Source organism: Lacrimispora sp., assembly GCF_031982545.1.
Lineage (GTDB): Bacteria > Bacillota > Clostridia > Lachnospirales > Lachnospiraceae > Lacrimispora.
In genome coordinates this window covers 208903-223695 of the sequence record NZ_DALYXB010000011.1, presented here as the reverse complement: position 1 = coordinate 223695, position 14793 = coordinate 208903, and the positions used below count along the sequence as shown (strand labels likewise).

Sequence of the window (14793 nt, the reverse complement as noted above, 5' to 3'; positions counted from 1 at the left end):
TAAGAGGAAAGAACGGATGAAGATATATAACAATGTGTGGTTTTGAGGGTATATGTATTATATGTAATACTGCTTAAAATAGGAATGCGTAAATCCAAGTGTGGGTTTGCGCTTTTTTTGCTTTTGAAAAGAACTGTTACCAATCATGGAAAAAGTGAGATGATTATAATGAATAAAAAAGTAAATAAGAAAACCCCAGTCATATTAATTACCGGGTATCTTGGTTCAGGGAAAACCACACTGCTACAGGGATTGCTGGAGAGCGGTGATAACAGTGGTCTTGCACTTGTTATTAATGATATGGGGAGTGTGAATGTGGATAGTAAAGTAATAAAAAGTGAAGATTCTTCACAAGAAACTGCAAAAATGGTGGAATTGCAGAATGGATGCATCTGCTGTTCTTTGCGGGAAGAATTTATGAACCAGATAGAAGAACTTTCTAAAGATGAAAGGGTCGAAAGAATATTAGTGGAGGCCTCAGGAATCAGCAATCCGGCATCAATTGCGGAAGGTTTCTTGCCATCTGAAAAAGGTTCGGATTGTTCCGGCGTTTATTTGCATTCCATTATAACAGTTATAGATGCAGACCGGATTTATAATGAGTTCCTGGGTGAAATGGAAGAACAGCTAAACGATGATGGGGAAGAGGCACCTGATATCATAAATCTGGTTATGGATCAGATAGAATTTTGCAATACAATTATTTTAAATAAGTGTGACTTATTGCCGCCAGTTCAAATTGAGCAGGTAATAAATATAATAAAGCAGATTCAGCCCGAAGCAGAGATCATTGAGACGACGTGGGGAAAAGTTGATACCAGGCTTATATTTAATGGAAAAGAGTTCGATTATGATAGAGTTATGAATTCATCATCTTTACAGAAAGCACTTGCCAGGGAAAGACATATGGATGATTCTGGAACAGATGGTTATGGAGTTTCTTCTTTTGTTTATGAGGAAAGAAAGGCCTTTGACCGTGAGAAATTCATGAGATTTCTGGAAGAGAATTACCCGGAAACAGTGATACGGGCTAAAGGATATATCTGGTTTTCTGATGATTCGGTACATGCCCAGCTGTTTGAACAGGCAGGAAAAAACGCCTCAATATCGGAAGCTACCAGTTGGGTGGCGGCACTTTCAAATGACGAAAAAGAGGAGATCTTTCAGGATTATCCGGATGTGTTGGAAGATTGGGATGAAATCTATGGTGACCGTATGAATCAGATCGTATTTATTGGCAGGGATTATAATAAAGATGGGATTATCAAAGCATTATATGATTGTATATCAGGAAATTGAAAGAGGTATTCAATGAGAAATTTCATACGGTTAAGTGATTTTACGAGAGATGATGTATTAAGGATATTTCAGATTGCAGATGATATTTTGCAGGGGAATTATAAGAGATACCTGGAAGAAAAGACGATTGTAATGTTCTTTCCTGCTTCCAGCATCCGTACCAGGGTGACATTTGAGAAGGGAATTCATCTTTTGGGGGGACAATCAATTTTATTTGCTCCTGAAACTCTGGATAAAAAAGAAGATATTAAAGACGTGACCGGATATTTAAATAATTGGGCGGATGGTTTGATTGTAAGGCATAAAGATATTTCCTTATTAGAGAAGATCGCAGATAATGCTCAGGTACCTGTTATCAATGGTATGACGGATAAAAATCACCCGTGTGAGATGCTGGCTGATATGTATGCTTTGTCAAAGATTCGCAGGGACCTAACAACGGATCAGTTTCTCTTCGTTGGAGCAGCCGGCAATATTGGTTATGCATGGAAAGAGGCATCGGAATTAATGGGATTTTCCCTGATACAATGCTGTCCCCAGGGCTACGAGATGGAAGGCTTACAAACATGCAATCATTTATATGATGCAATAGCTGATAAAGACATCATCTGCACTGATTCTTTTGGAAGTAATAATTTAGAAAATTTCAGGCATTTTCAGGTTACGCTGGAGCATATGAAGCGGGCCAGGAAAGATGCAGTATTAAATCCCTGTCCGCCGTTTTACAGGGGTGAAGAAGTATCTGATGATGTAATCGACAGCCCTTATTTTGCAGGATATCATTTTAAGAAATGCCTGATGGAGATACAGCAGGCAATCATAATTTTTTGCATGCAGGAAGAGACGAGAGGAGTTTAAACTTATGATAAAGATACTATTTGTATGCCTTGGGAACATATGCAGATCTCCTATGGCAGAATTTGTGATGAAGGATCTGGTAGAAAAGAAACATTTAACAACTGAATTCTACATCACTTCTGCAGCAACCAGTTCAGAAGAGATCGGGAATCCTGTTCATCACGGTACCCGCAATAAGTTAAAGGAATTGGGCATCTCCACAGCGGGCAAGCTTGCGGTACAGCTAAAGAAAAAAGACTATGGAAATTATGACTATATACTGGGAATGGAACAGAGGAATATTACCGGAATTATGAGAATTGTGGGGAGTGACCAGAAGGGAAAGGTAAAACGTCTTTTGGATTATGGTCTTAATCCAAGAGATATTGCTGATCCATGGTATACCGGTGATTTTGATGTGACATATAACGATGTAAAAGAGGGGTGTGAAGCTTTACTGGATTTCATTCTTAAGTCAGAAGGTTATAATTAATCTTCCATTGTCTGGATCAATGGAAGGATGAAAAAAAGATGGACATTCTCCAGTTTTGGTGAAGTCCACCTTTTAATATATTCCTGTTAATCATCAAGGTCTATGATGGTTATGTTAAGCGCCTCACTTGATAAATTGATTTCCTTGCCTGCCACACTGGCAGGATTAATGAATCGGATGATTGGCCGTAGTGCAAATCCTGGAGTATTATCTTTGACGACAGCCGTGCTTCCATCACTTAATCTGACAATTGTACCAATTGGATAAGCAGAAACACATTGGAAAAAGGCGGATAACAGTTCCGGGTCAAAATGGGAATTACAGCAGCTGGTCAGATAGTCAAATATCTTTCTTGGATTCCAAGCTTTTCGATATGGTCTCGTGGCACTCAAGGCATCATAGACATCTGCAATAGCAAGTATACGTCCGTATAGGGGAATATTCTCCCCTGCAAGACCAAATGGATAACCGCTTCCGTCATATTTCTCATGATGGGTCTGAATCCCCTGGAGCACTGCCTGGGAGATGGAATTACAGTCAAAAAGTTTATCATAGGAAAGGCTGGGGTGCTGCTTCATAACCTCATACTCCTCGTTGGTTAAAGGTCCTGGCTTATTGGTGATTTCAATTGGAATATCAGTTTTTCCGATATCGTGGAGAAGACCGCACAGAGCCAGGTCATTCAGCTTGGATATAGGGAGTCCGATATAGCGCCCTATGAGTACACTTAAAATCCCCACATACAGGCTGTGGGAATAGGTATAACTGTCATAGTCTCTGATGTCGATCATCTGAAAAAGATACTTGTCCATGTTTAAAACATTCATAACGACGGTTTTGGCTACGTCGGCAATATTCTCATATATCTGTCTGCTGGTCTGAAAGGTGACTTTTTTCAGGCTTTCTTCAAATGTTTCCTGTATGCTGATCAGCATTTTGGCCTTTAATTCAGGTTCCACAATATCTACTGGCTCAATTCCTTCAGTCAGTTCAGTCTGAATATAAGCGCCCTGAATTCCGATACTCATCATTCTGTTTACTGTGCGTTCATTCAGGATGTAGCCAGTTACGGCGAAAGGCAGCATTGGGTTTAAACCTGGTATGTTGCGGGCTAATTCCATACCTGCAGTCAATTTCTCAATTGGTAAATAAATCAATTCTTTGCACCTCAACAGACTATATGGCAGTCTCTTCTTTCTGTTCAGTAGTTTCCTTTTTATGTTATAATTAGAAATAATTGTATATTAATATCTTAAATTATAGTTGGATTTGACAAATGCGTCAATGAAAATTTGCTATCTGACAGGTGGATTATTGTAGAAAATTGTGGTTTCATTTTGTACAATTATATTATACGGTGGTAAATTATGGTAATTATAATATAAAATTAATTCATAAGAAATTAAAATAGAACCATTCATACTTGACCGTCATCCTGCATAAGTATGTAAAAACGTCCTAGCAGGGGGATTTTCTTGAAGGAATATATTGAAGAACGCGCGGTTGCGATCGCCAACTACATCATAGACTACCATGCAACCGTTAGGCAGACAGCAAAGAAATTTGGGATATCCAAATCTACGGTACATAAGGATGTGACAGATCGTTTAGAGCACATCAATCCGTCCCTGGCAGCCCGGGCCAGGGTCATCCTGGACATTAACAAATCCGAGCGCCATATCAGAGGCGGCCTCGCCACCAAGGAAAAGTATCAGCACCGCCTTCAGATGTGTAGTAAAAAAGATTTATAAACAAATGAGTGGGGAGACAGCCGCTGTCTGAGAAATGGTAGACGTTCTCAGACAGCGGCTGTTCTATTTCATGAAAGACAAAAATTTTACAAAAAACTGGTTGACATGAATCCGTAAAATATGTTATTCTTTACCCCAGTATGAAGAGACATTATCGTTTTCATGCAAATATTGACCACTTCGTAAGAAGTTAAGCCCAGACGGACAGGCGGGTCAGCTGCCGAACGTGGGAAACCACATTATTGATTGAGTTAGAAGCTCAAATTTTATAAGTTGATTACTTTATAATCAGTGCAATTGCACATCACTTGTGAAACGATCAATAATAGCAGGGACAGTATATTTGCTATGTAGACTCGAAAACGGTTATTGTCATGAATAGTTTGCAGACGGAGGATGATTCCGTTTAAGATTCATGGAATTTCAGGCAGGTGATGTACATTCACCTGCTTTTTTTGATTGTAAGGAATTTTATTGCAGAGAGGTAATTTGCCATATGAACAGAGACGATCAGATGAGAGCTCCGATTTATGATGCTCTTGAGACATTTAGAAAGAAAAGAGTAGTGCCCTTTGATGTACCCGGGCATAAACGGGGAAGAGGAAATCCGGAGCTGGCACAGCTTCTTGGTGAGCGTTGTGTGGGGCTTGATGTGAATTCCATGAAGCCACTTGATAATTTGTGCCATCCCGTGTCAGTGATCCGGGATGCAGAACGTTTGGCTGCGGAGGCTTTTGGAGCGGCAGATGCGTTCTTGATGGTAGGAGGAACTACTTCGGCAGTACAGAGCATGATTCTTTCTGTCTGCAAAGCCGGAGATAAGATTATTCTTCCGAGAAATGTTCATAAAAGTGCGATTAACGCGTTAGTGCTTTGCGGAGCAGTTCCTGTATATGTTAATCCAGAAGTAAACAGCATGCTTGGGATTTCCCTGGGAATGGAGATCAGCCAGGTTGAGAAGGCAATTGAGGAGAATCCGGATGCAGTGGCAGTGTTTGTTAATAATCCCACTTATTACGGAATCTGTTCCGATATCCGTTCCATTGTGCGTCTGGCTCATGCACATGGTATGAAGGTTCTGGCGGATGAAGCTCATGGAACCCATCTTTACTTCGGTAAAAACCTGCCTGTTTCTGCTATGGAGGCAGGGGCAGACATGGCCGCAATTTCCATGCACAAATCAGGAGGAAGTCTGACGCAAAGCTCGCTTCTCCTGCTTAATACCGGTGTGAACGGGGATTATGTGCGTCAGATCATTAATTTAACACAGACGACCAGTGCGTCCTATCTTCTTCTTTCCAGCCTTGATATCTCCAGACGGAACCTGGCACTCAGAGGAGAAGAATCCTTTGCAAAGGTGACCGAAATGGCAGAGTATGCCAGGGAAGAAATCAATTCCATTGGGGGATATTATGCATATGGCAGAGATTTGATAAATGGTACCAGCATCTTCGACTATGACGTGACCAAGCTTTCCGTTTATACCCTGGGAAATGGTCTGGCAGGAATTGAAGTGTATGACCTCCTTCGGGATGAATATGATATTCAGATTGAATTCGGAGATATCTGCAACATCCTTGCCTATATTTCCATTGGTGACAGAATACAGGACATAGAGCGCCTGGTAGGTGCTCTGGCAGATGTAGAGCGTCTTTATAAAAAAGACCGGACAGGTATGCTATCAGGAGAGTACATAGCACCAAAAGTGGTGATATCTCCCCAGAAGGCATTTTATTCAAAGAAGGTATCTGTTCCGGTAAAAGAATCAGCTGGTAAGATCAGCGGAGAGTTTGTGATGTGCTATCCGCCTGGAATCCCGATTCTGGCGCCTGGAGAGATGATTACGGAGGAAATTGTGGAATATATCGTCTACGCAAGAGAGAAGGGATGCTCCATGCAGGGAACAGAAGATCCGGCGGTGGAGAATTTAATGGTACTGACAGAGTAATTTCCGGTAAGTGGGAAAGATGGAGGAAATATGGAGATATGGTTTTCGGAATTGCATACATCCAATGTTAAGCTTTCCGTCCGGATTGACAAGCAGCTTTTTTCCGGCGAAAGTGAATATCAGAGAATCGATGTATTTGAATCCCAGGAATTCGGAAAGTTTGTGGCTCTTGACGGAGACATTGTCTTTTCGGACAAAGATGAATTTATTTATGATGAGATGGTAACCCATGTACCCATGGCAGTTCACCCTGATGTGAGAAATGTGCTGATTATCGGTGGAGGCGATGGAGGTGTGGCGAAGGAGCTTTTGCAGTATCCTTCCATTGAATCCATTGATGTGGTAGAGACGGATAAACTGTTTGTTGATGTATGCCGGGATATATTTCCTGAGGTGGCATGCGGTCTGGATGATAAGAGAGTAAAGGTTTATTACGATGACGGACTTCGTTTTCTGAGAAACAAAAAAGAAGAATACGATCTGATTATCAATGATTCCACCGATCCGTTTGGACATACTGAGGGACTTTTCACCAAAGAGTTCTATGGAAGCTGCTATAAGGCGCTTAAGAGCGACGGAATCATGGTCTATCAGCATGGCAGTCCTTTTTATGACGAAGATGAGCTGGCTTGCAGAAGCATGCACAGGAAGGTTTATCGTTCCTTCCCCATCAGCCGTGTTTATCAGGCTCATATTCCAACCTGCCCGTCAGGCTACTGGCTGTTTGGTTTTGCATCAAAAAAATATCACCCGATTAATGACTTTAAACCCGATAAATGGAACAAAATGAAAATAGAGACATGGTATTATACCACCAATCTTCACACAGGAGCATTTATGCTTCCAAAGTATGTGGAAGATCTACTGGAAGAGGAGGAAAAGGAATGAGCAGATTATTAGTAATTGGATGCGGCGGAGTTGCCGCAGTGGCAATCAACAAGTGCTGCCAGAACAGCGAGGTATTTACAGACATTTGCATAGCAAGCAGAACAAAGGAAAAATGTGATGCGTTAAAGGCAAAGCTGGAAGGAAAGACAAAAACAAGAATTGAAACCGCAAGAGTTGATGCAGATCATACAGAGGAAGTCATTGCCTTAATTAAGAGCTATCAGCCCGATGCCGTATTAAATGTGGCACTTCCCTATCAGGATTTAACCATTATGGATGCCTGCCTGGCTGCAGGGGTGGATTACATCGACACGGCTAACTATGAGTCGGAAGATACGGAAGATCCCCAGTGGAGGGCAATCTATGAGAAGCGGTGTGAGGAGCTTGGTTTTACAGCCTATTTTGATTATTCCTGGCAGTGGAATTACAGAGAGAGATTTGAAAAGGCAAACATTACGGCTCTTCTTGGAACCGGATTTGATCCTGGCGTTACCAGTGTATTTTCCGCTTATGCCCTGAAGCATTATTTTGATGAAATTCACACCATTGATATTTTAGACTGTAACGGTGGAGATCACGGATATCCCTTTGCAACAAACTTTAACCCTGAGATTAATTTAAGGGAAGTATCTGCAAATGGATCTTACTGGGAGGATGGCCACTGGGTAGAGACCAAACCTATGGAATTGAAATCTAAGTACAATTTCCCAGAGGTGGGAGAAAAGGACATGTATCTCCTTCACCATGAAGAGATTGAATCTTTGGCTAAGAATATTCCTGGTGTTAAGAGAATCCGTTTCTTTATGACCTTTGGACAAAGCTACTTAACACACATGAAATGCCTTGAAAACGTTGGAATGCTTTCAACGGCTCCCATTGAGTTTAATGGTCAGAGTATTGTACCGATTCAGTTTTTAAAGGCACTTCTTCCTGATCCGGCGTCTCTGGGACCAAGAACAGTTGGAAAGACCAACATCGGATGCATTTTTACAGGAATCAAAGACGGAAAAGAGAAAACCATCTACATCTACAACGTGTGCGATCATCAGGAGTGCTACAAAGAGGTGGAATCACAGGCAATTTCCTATACAACCGGAGTTCCGGCTATGATCGGAGCCATGATGGTGGTGACAGGACAGTGGAAAAAGCCAGGAGTGTTCAATGTAGAGGAATTTGATCCCGATCCATATATGGAGGCTTTAAACAAATGGGGACTTCCCTGGGTAGTCTGCGAAGATCCTGAGACTGTAACTGTGTGGAGACAGGAATAATCATGAAGATAGAGGAACTAAAGACTCCCTGCTACGTAATTGATGAGGGCAGGCTGACTGATAATTTGAAAATTTTAAACGGGGTGAGAGAGAGAACCGGCTGCAGCATTCTTCTTGCACAAAAAGCATTTTCCTGCTTTGCAGAGTATCCGTTAATTGCAAAATACATTGATGGAACTACTGCAAGCGGTCTGTATGAAGCCAGACTTGGCAAAGAGGAGATGGGACTTTCAAACCATGTTTTTGCCCCTGCTTATAAGGAAGCGGATTTTGAAGAACTGACAAAAATCTGTGATCACATTGTATTTAACTCTTTTTCCCAATTGAAAAAGTATAAGGACTGCCTTAAAGGTGTAAATGCCGGCATCCGGGTAAATCCACAATGCTCCACACAGGATGGGCATGCTATCTATGATCCCTGTGCACCCGGCTCCAGGCTGGGTGTGACAAGGGAGCAGTTTGAGGAAGAATATCTGCCTTATATCTCAGGCATTCATTTTCATACTCTTTGTGAACAGAATGCAGATGCACTGAAAACCACTCTGGATGCAGTAGAAGAACAGTTCGGAGAATATTTCCCCCGGTTATCCTGGATTAATATGGGGGGAGGACATCATATAACCAGAGAGGATTATGACCTGGAGCTTTTGGAATCCTGTATGAAAAGAATTCAGGACAAGTACGGGCTTCGTGTCTATTTAGAACCTGGAGAGGCAGTTGCTTTCAATGCTGGTTATTTAGTGACAGAAGTGCTTGATGTGGTGGATAACGGAATTAAAACCTTAATTCTTGACGCTTCCGCATCCTGTCATATGCCGGATGTACTGGAAATGCCTTATCGTCCGCCGTTAAAGGACAGCGCAGATCCGGGAGAAAAGTCGTTTACTTACCGCCTGTCTTCCTGCACCTGCCTGGCTGGAGATGTAATCGGAGATTATTCCTTTGACTATGAGATAAACCCTGGAGACAAACTGTATTTTATGGATATGGCTATTTACTCCATGGTTAAAAACAACACATTTAACGGCATGCCCCTTCCTTCCATAGCGATTATGGATCAGGACGGAGAATGCCGCATTATAAAAGAATTTGGATACGAAGATTTTAAAAACAGGCTGTCTTAATGGGCCTGATATGAGGAATGAAATATGATAAAGCGATCCACACTGCCGGCAGAGGAAGGATTTTACATGCCGGGGGAATTTGAACCTCACAGGGGCTGCATCATGATATGGCCCAGAAGGCCGGGGTCCTGGCCATATGGGGCGGTAAAAGCAAGAAAGGCTTTTGCGGAAATTGCAGAAGCCATTGCAGACAGTGAACAGTTAATCATGCTGACCCATGAGGATACTTATGACAATGCCAGAGCCATGCTTTCTGATCGGATTGAAGTAATGGTGATGGAATCTGATGATGCGTGGGCCAGAGATGTTGGACCTACCTTTGTGAAAGATAAGTCAGGGTGCATCAGGGGAATTGACTGGCAGTTTAATGCCTGGGGAGGTACCTTTGATGGTCTGTATCAGGACTGGGAGAAGGATAACCTTCTTGCAGGCCGGTTTTGTGAAAAGCTGGGATATGAAGTTTATGATGCCGGACATTTCGTTCTGGAAGGCGGTTCCATTCATTCAGATGGAGAAGGGACGGCTCTGGTAACAGAAAGCTGTCTCTTAAGTAAGGGGAGAAATCCACTTCTGACCAGGGAGCAAATTGAGGCAAAGCTTAAGGCATATCTGGGAGCAGAGAAAATTATCTGGCTGAAGTATGGCATCTATCAGGACGAAACCAATGAGCATGTGGATAATGTCTGTGCATTTGTACGTCCTGGTGAAGTGGTTTTAGCCTGGACTGATGACAGGGAAGATCCTCAGTATGAAATGTCAATGGAAGATTTACGGATTCTTGAAAAAGAGACCGATGCAAGGGGCCGGCATTTTGTCGTTCATAAGCTGTCAATTCCTAAGATCCCTGTCTGTATTACGAAAGAGGAACTGGCGGGCTTTGCCTTCGAACCAGGTGAAGATGAACGGGAACCTGGTGAACGGCTGGCTGCCAGCTATGTGAATTTTTATATTTCAAACGGAGGGGTAATTGTCCCTCAGTTTGGAGATGAAAATGACAGGGAAGCAGTCCGTATTCTGTCTGACTGTTTTCCCGACAGAAAGATCTATCCGGTCTATGCCAGAGATATTATTGCAGGCGGAGGAAATATCCACTGCATCACGCAGCAGATACCAAAAGGAGAAATAGATGAGAAAGGTAACAGTTGCGGCAGTTCAGATGAAGTGCTGCCAGGACGTTGATAAAAATATTGCCAATGCAGAGAAGCTTGTAAGGAAGGCAGCAGCAGAGGGAGCCGAAATCATATTGCTTCCGGAGTTGTTTGAACGTCAATATTTCTGTCAGGAGAGACGCTACGAATATTATGAATATGCGAAGCCAGCTGAGGAAAATGATGCAGTCATTCATTTTTCCAGGATCGCAGCAGAGCTTTCTGTGGTAATTCCGGTCAGTTTTTATGAACGGTCCGGAAACACCATGTTTAATTCCGTTGCAGTTCTTGATGCAGATGGGACGAATCTGGGGATCTACCGGAAAACCCATATCCCCGATGACCACTATTATCAGGAAAAATTTTATTTTACTCCTGGAGATACCGGATTTAAAGTATTTGATACAAGATACGGAAAAGTAGGGGTTGGGATCTGCTGGGATCAATGGTTTCCGGAGACAGCAAGAAGTCTTGCACTTTTGGGTGCAGAACTCATTTTTTATCCCACCGCCATTGGAAGTGAGCCCATACTGGAATGTGACAGCATGGAACACTGGAGACGCTGCATGATGGGGCATTCTGCCTGCAACATTATACCAGTCATTGCCGCAAACCGCATCGGAGAGGAATCGGTATCACCCTGTGAGGGAAATGGCAATCAGAGTTCTTCTTTAAAGTTTTACGGATCATCCTTTATTACAGACAGTACGGGTGCTTTGATTCAGTCTATGGGAAGAGAAGGGGAAGGTGTGATCCTGGCAGAGTTTGATCTGGATGAGATCAGCAGAGACCGCAGAAACTGGGGACTTTTCCGGGACAGAAGACCGAAACAGTACGAAATTATTTCAGGAAAAATCAAATAAGTTTCATAAAAATGGCTTACTCCCCATATAAATAGTAATAATCAATAAGTTGGGGAGTGCGCTATGAAGAGACTGTTTAACAGAAAATGGATGATTTTTTTCGGCCTCGCTATGTGGGTGCTGGTGGTTCGTACCTTGAGCGGGTGTACAGTAAACGGGGATAATGGAAACAAAGTACGGGATCTGGATTTCACTGTGGTTGCAGATACGGATATTCCGCAGGAACTCAAACAGATAATAGCGGAAAAGCAACAGTCACCCTTTAAACTGACTTACAGTGATGATAAAAATCTTTACATAGTAGTAGGATATGGAAAGCAGGCCAGCGGCGGTTACAGCATAGCAGTCAATGATCTTTATCTCACTGACAATTCCATCGTGCTTGATACGGAGTTAATCGGTCCGGATAAGGGCGAGAACACAGGTTCAGAACCATCTTATCCATTTATCGTGATCAAGACGGAGATGTCCGAACTTCCAGTTGTATTTCAATAAGTAATTATGTAAGAAAATAGCTGTTCTGTAAATAAGTTGCAGAGCAGCTATTTTAAATTTCTCTTTTTTCTTTTGCCGCCATATGATATACTACATCAAACAGGAGTCGAAAGTAAGGAGAAGAGGAAGGTTCGTATGATATTAAAAGATATATGGCTTGATGTGAAGGCAGTAAAGCAGCGGGATCCGGCAGCCAGGAATGAACTGGAAGTCCTGCTTTTGTATCAGGGGGTTCATGCACTCATCTGGCATCGCTTTGCCCACTGGTTTTATCAGCACAAGATGTTTTTTATTGCAAGAATGATTTCCCAGACTGCCAGATTTTTTACACTGATTGAGATTCACCCCGGTGCAAAAATGGGGCATGGAATACTGATTGATCATGGTTGCGGCGTGGTAATCGGAGAAACTGCGGTTGTAGGGGATAACTGTACAATTTATCAGGGAGTCACTCTTGGTGGCGTTGGTTTAAATAAAGGAAAGCGCCATCCTACCCTTGGGAATAATGTGACGGTGGGAGCAGGAGCTAAGATTCTTGGTTCTTTTGAAGTAGGAGATAACTGTACCATAGCAGCCAATGCGGTACTGTTAAAGCCTCTGGAGAACAATGTGACGGCAGCGGGAATCCCCGCCCGCGCGGTAAAAATTGACGGAGTTCCCATACCAAAGAAAGAAAGCAATATGGTTACCATGGAGCATTACTGCATGATGGAACAACGTGTAAAGGAATTGGAAGAGAAACTTCATAAACTGGAAAACCCGCTTTCAGAAAAGGAAACACAAAATTCAGAGGAAGAGGAGAAATCCCAGGATTAGAATAAAAAAAGTATATTGGAACATGCACCTGCATACACTTTCTTAAAGGAATAAAAGAAGGTAAGGCAGGTGCTTTTTCATGTTGGAGCTGGTGAAGAAAAACATACATATGAATCGTTGGAAAGGAAACGCCACATCCCAGATTACGCTTGACGATGATTTCATTGTCCCTGACAGCATGGATGATGTGGAGCAGATTATTCTTAGTTCCGGTGAGATTACCATGGATTCCGTTAAGAACCAGACGGAGCGGGTAGTAGTCCGGGGAAAGATGGATTTTACCATATTGTATCGGGGAGCAGAGGGCGGACTTTGTACGTTAAGCGGGAGCATTAATTTTGAAGAACCGATTAATGTACCGGGACTTGATGAGAAAGATTTAGTTTCAGTTACTTGCGACTTGGAAGATTTAAACGCAGGGATCATCAATTCCAGAAAATTAAGTGTAAAGGCGATTGTTACGCTTCAGGTAAAGGTTGAGACCCTTTGCGACGTAGATGCTGCCGTAGAAGTGGACACGAAACCAACCTCAGGCGATGCTCCCAGTGTAGAAACTCTTCGCAAAAAGGTGGATGTTGCAACCGTTGCTCTTCACCATAAGGACACGTTTCGGATAAAGGATACCATCAGCCTGTCTGGGAATAAGCCTAATATTGATCATATATTGTGGAATGAAATGATATTAAGAGGCGTAACCACCAGGCCTACGAACGGAAAGATGATGCTTGACGGCGAACTGATGGTCTTTATTATTTATCAGGGAGAAGGGGAAAATGCTCCCGTTCAGTGGATGGAAGAAAGTATTCCATTTTCTGGAGAAATAGAGGTTCCGGATGTAACAGAAGACATGGTGCCGGTAGTCACAGTACGGCTGATTCACAAGGATATTGAGGCGAAGCCTGATTCAGACGGTGAGATGCGTGAAATTGATGTGGATGCGGTTCTGGAACTGGATATGAAGCTTTATAAAGAAGAAAGTATGGAGCTTTTAAATGACTTATATTCGACTAATCGTGATCTTGCACTCCAGACAGGAGAAGCCTGTTTTGATAAGATCCTGACCAGGAATATGAGTAAATGTAAAATAGTTGAGAAAATAACCCTGGATCAGGCGGATCGGATCCTTCAGATCTGTCATAGTGAGGGTATCGTTAAAATTGACGATACGGAAGTGAAGGAAGACGGACTTCATGTGGAGGGTGTTCTGGAAGTAAAGATCCTTTATATGACCTCTGATGACGCACAGCCCATTCAATGTGCAGTAGAAGATATTCCGTTCCATTTCCTGATCGAGGCTCCTGGAATTAATGAGTCCACCATATCTCAGCTGAATCCAGGGCTGGAGCAGTTAAGTGCCGTTATGATTGGCGGAGGAAACGTTGAGGTGAAGGCAACTATTTCCCTTGATCTTCTGGCCTTACAGCCGGTTTGTGAACAAATTATTACCGGAGTAACGGATTCGCCCATGGATTTTAATAATTTGCAAAAACTTCCTGGAATTGTCGGTTATATTGTTCAGCCTGGCGATACTCTGTGGAAAATTGCTAAAAAATTCCATACAACGGTTGATACCATTATGACCACCAATGGTCTTACGGAAAGTACCATTAAACCAGGAGACCGCTTAATTCTTGTAAAAGAAGTTTCATAAAATAAGTGCCAGACGAAAGCACCTGCTTTTGTCTGGCACTTTTGACAGGGATCTACTGAATGATTTTAATAAAACAGGGTAATATAAAGATTGTTATTCACATATCGGCAAGTCCTGTTATATAATATATTATAGCTTAAGCTTTGTTCAACCATCGACGGCGCCATAACGCATCCAGCTGGTGCTTAAGATAGATGACAGGTTAGCCT

Annotated in this window: 14 protein-coding genes; 13 read left to right on the top strand and 1 reads right to left on the bottom strand. The window is 42.4% G+C overall.

Annotated features, from left to right (window positions below; translation table 11 throughout):
* Positions 1 to 168 precede the first annotated feature (168 nt).
* Genes ABS301_RS19210 through ABS301_RS19200 form a run of 3 tightly spaced genes read left to right on the top strand, consistent with a single transcriptional unit; the run spans position 169 to position 2629 of the window.
* Complete coding sequence (locus tag ABS301_RS19210; protein WP_349673737.1) at positions 169 to 1299, top strand: CobW family GTP-binding protein; 1131 nt, start codon at positions 169 to 171, stop codon at positions 1297 to 1299.
* Between the two features lie 12 nt (positions 1300 to 1311).
* Entirely contained in the window at positions 1312 to 2157 is an 846-nt protein-coding gene (locus tag ABS301_RS19205) for an ornithine carbamoyltransferase (protein ID WP_349673736.1), read from the top strand.
* Between the two features lie 4 nt (positions 2158 to 2161).
* Positions 2162 to 2629, top strand: coding sequence for a low molecular weight protein-tyrosine-phosphatase (locus tag ABS301_RS19200; protein WP_349673735.1), 468 nt, complete (start codon positions 2162 to 2164; stop codon positions 2627 to 2629).
* Between the two features lie 86 nt (positions 2630 to 2715).
* On the opposite strand, the gene ABS301_RS19195 is transcribed toward ABS301_RS19200, so the two are convergent.
* Entirely contained in the window at positions 2716 to 3786 is a 1071-nt protein-coding gene (locus ABS301_RS19195) for an HD-GYP domain-containing protein (RefSeq protein ID WP_349673734.1), read from the bottom strand.
* A 318-nt stretch (positions 3787 to 4104) separates the two neighbouring features.
* On the opposite strand from ABS301_RS19195, the gene spoIIID reads away from it, so the two are divergent.
* The 10 genes from spoIIID to ABS301_RS19145 all read left to right on the top strand — a co-directional run bounded on the left by spoIIID (position 4105) and on the right by ABS301_RS19145 (position 14584).
* Complete coding sequence (gene spoIIID / locus ABS301_RS19190; protein ID WP_104439224.1) at positions 4105 to 4380, top strand: sporulation transcriptional regulator SpoIIID; 276 nt, start codon at positions 4105 to 4107, stop codon at positions 4378 to 4380.
* 496 nt (positions 4381 to 4876) lie between these two features.
* On the top strand, positions 4877 to 6328 hold the full coding sequence (locus tag ABS301_RS19185) for an aminotransferase class I/II-fold pyridoxal phosphate-dependent enzyme (protein WP_349673733.1): 1452 nt from the start codon (positions 4877 to 4879) through the stop codon (positions 6326 to 6328).
* Between the two features lie 30 nt (positions 6329 to 6358).
* Positions 6359 to 7216, top strand: a complete 858-nt coding sequence (gene speE / locus ABS301_RS19180; protein WP_104439223.1) for a polyamine aminopropyltransferase — start codon at positions 6359 to 6361, stop codon at positions 7214 to 7216.
* Positions 7213 to 8487 carry a saccharopine dehydrogenase family protein gene (locus ABS301_RS19175; RefSeq protein WP_349673732.1) on the top strand — a complete coding sequence of 425 codons (1275 nt, stop codon included), beginning with the start codon at positions 7213 to 7215 and terminating at the stop codon, positions 8485 to 8487. Before speE ends, ABS301_RS19175 begins: the two co-directional genes overlap by 4 nt.
* A 2-nt stretch (positions 8488 to 8489) precedes the next feature.
* Complete coding sequence (gene nspC / locus ABS301_RS19170; RefSeq protein ID WP_349673731.1) at positions 8490 to 9611, top strand: carboxynorspermidine decarboxylase; 1122 nt, start codon at positions 8490 to 8492, stop codon at positions 9609 to 9611.
* A 24-nt stretch (positions 9612 to 9635) separates the two neighbouring features.
* A complete protein-coding gene (gene aguA / locus ABS301_RS19165; RefSeq protein WP_349673730.1) occupies positions 9636 to 10790 on the top strand; it encodes an agmatine deiminase in 1155 nt (384 codons plus the stop codon).
* Complete coding sequence (gene aguB, locus ABS301_RS19160; protein ID WP_349673729.1) at positions 10738 to 11622, top strand: N-carbamoylputrescine amidase; 885 nt, start codon at positions 10738 to 10740, stop codon at positions 11620 to 11622. Before aguA ends, aguB begins: the two co-directional genes overlap by 53 nt.
* A gap of 111 nt (positions 11623 to 11733) precedes the next feature.
* Positions 11734 to 12117: a protease complex subunit PrcB family protein gene (locus tag ABS301_RS19155; protein WP_349673746.1), complete on the top strand. Its 384-nt coding sequence runs from the start codon at positions 11734 to 11736 to the stop codon at positions 12115 to 12117.
* A gap of 135 nt (positions 12118 to 12252) precedes the next feature.
* Positions 12253 to 12933 carry a serine O-acetyltransferase gene (gene cysE, locus ABS301_RS19150; protein ID WP_349673728.1) on the top strand — a complete coding sequence of 227 codons (681 nt, stop codon included), beginning with the start codon at positions 12253 to 12255 and terminating at the stop codon, positions 12931 to 12933.
* A 79-nt stretch (positions 12934 to 13012) separates the two neighbouring features.
* Positions 13013 to 14584, top strand: a complete 1572-nt coding sequence (locus ABS301_RS19145; RefSeq protein ID WP_502877983.1) for a DUF3794 and LysM peptidoglycan-binding domain-containing protein — start codon at positions 13013 to 13015, stop codon at positions 14582 to 14584.
* The last annotated feature ends 209 nt before the right edge of the window (positions 14585 to 14793 follow it).